Origin of the sequence: Chryseobacterium sp. SIMBA_029 (assembly GCF_046535275.1) — a bacterium.
Lineage (GTDB): Bacteria > Bacteroidota > Bacteroidia > Flavobacteriales > Weeksellaceae > Chryseobacterium.
Map to the genome: position 1 here is coordinate 1 of NZ_JAWRXA010000065.1, position 392 is coordinate 392.

Consider the following 392-nt stretch of genomic DNA (forward strand, 5'->3'; position numbering starts at 1 on the left):
GGATTGGTCCGGAGTCCGGTGTCTATCGCAATGCCTTGGTGAACCCCCTCGTACCAGCCTCCCGCGGCTTTGGCGGACCGGATGCCTTGGTTGGCCATGAAAAAGCACCAGTACCAAACGCCGATCAGAACCAGCACGGACACGGGCAGCAGTAAGGGTTGTCCCGTCAGGGTGAAGGTTCCCACCCCCAAGACCGTTACGACGATGCCGCTGACCAACACGCGCCAGCGGTAGATCCGGGCTTGGCCTGCTACTACGGGATCTGCCGCATGGTGGGCTGGTATCCGCACACCAAAAGGGACGGTACGGCTGGTCACCGACGGCAAAACGAAGGCAAATAGGAGGACCAATCCCAGCAACAGGAGGCTCAGAATTATGCCAATGCTCATGAG

General features: G+C 59.7%; 1 protein-coding gene. It reads right to left on the reverse strand.

Going from position 1 to position 392, the window contains the following annotated elements; translation table 11 throughout:
• Positions 1 to 392, reverse strand: a 392-nt coding sequence (locus SB679_RS23220) for a hypothetical protein (protein ID WP_410704649.1), incomplete at both ends; no start/stop codon positions are given.